This is a genomic window from Dolichospermum circinale AWQC131C (assembly GCF_000426905.1).
Taxonomy (GTDB): Bacteria; Cyanobacteriota; Cyanobacteriia; order Cyanobacteriales; family Nostocaceae; genus Dolichospermum; species Dolichospermum circinale.
In genome coordinates this window covers 1-858 of sequence record NZ_APIY01000455.1, presented here as the reverse complement: position 1 = coordinate 858, position 858 = coordinate 1, and the positions used below count along the sequence as shown (strand labels likewise).

Genomic DNA, 858 nt, shown 5'->3' with positions numbered 1-858 from the left:
GGCGTTGCTGAATTAGGGTATGATTAGGGGAAGGAGCGATAGCGAAGCGCTGACTTGTCAGTTCGCTAAAAACTAATACCAAAGAGAATCAAATATTATGCAGTGTCCTGAATGTAAGTCAACTCATATAAATAAAAATGGTCATAAAAAAGGGAAACAGAACTATATTTGTGTAAACTGTGGTCGACAATTTATAGACTCTTATGAAAACCAGAGAGGTTACTCTGAAGAAATCAAAAAAGAATGTCTAAAAATGTATGTTAATGGCATGGGATTTAGAGGAATTGAAAGAGTGAAAAATGTGCATCATACAACAATTATTAATTGGGTTAAACAAGTAGGAAAACTGTTGCCAGATTATTATGATCCTGAAACAATTCCTGATGTTGGGGAATTAGATGAATTAGAAACTTTTGTGGGGTCAAAAAAAACAAAGTTTGGCTCTGGACGGCTGTAGACCACTTTAAACAGGGCATTTTAGCATGGGTTTTAGGAGATCATAGTGGCGAAACTTTTGCTCCATTATGGGAACTTGTCGCTCAATGGAAATGCTATTTTTATGTAACAGATGGATGGAAAGTTTATCCAAATTTTATTCCCGATGGTGAGCAAATTATCAGCAAAATCTACATGACTAGAGTAGAAGGTGAAAATACAAGATTAAGACATTATTTGGCCAGGTTACATCGAAAAACTCTTTGTTATTCTAAATCTGAGGAAATGCTCCGATATTCTATTCAATTATTAATTCACTATCTCAAATTTGCAGATGTGCCAACGCCTTATCCAAATAATAGGAATTATTATCCTGTTTAGCGATCGCTCCTTTCCTTTATCATACCCTAATTCAGCAATGCC

Annotated in this window: 1 protein-coding gene; it reads left to right on the top strand. The window is 35.2% G+C overall.

All coding sequences use genetic code 11. The annotated features are described in order from the left end of the window. Window positions 1-97 precede the first annotated feature (97 nt). Window positions 98-816, top strand: a protein-coding gene (locus ACIR131C_RS24145; protein ID WP_155962961.1) for an IS1 family transposase whose coding sequence is annotated in 2 segments (ribosomal slippage) — window positions 98-437 and window positions 437-816 — 720 coding nt in all. Because the reading frame shifts where the segments join, the coding sequence is not laid out codon by codon here. The last annotated feature ends 42 nt before the right edge of the window (window positions 817-858 follow it).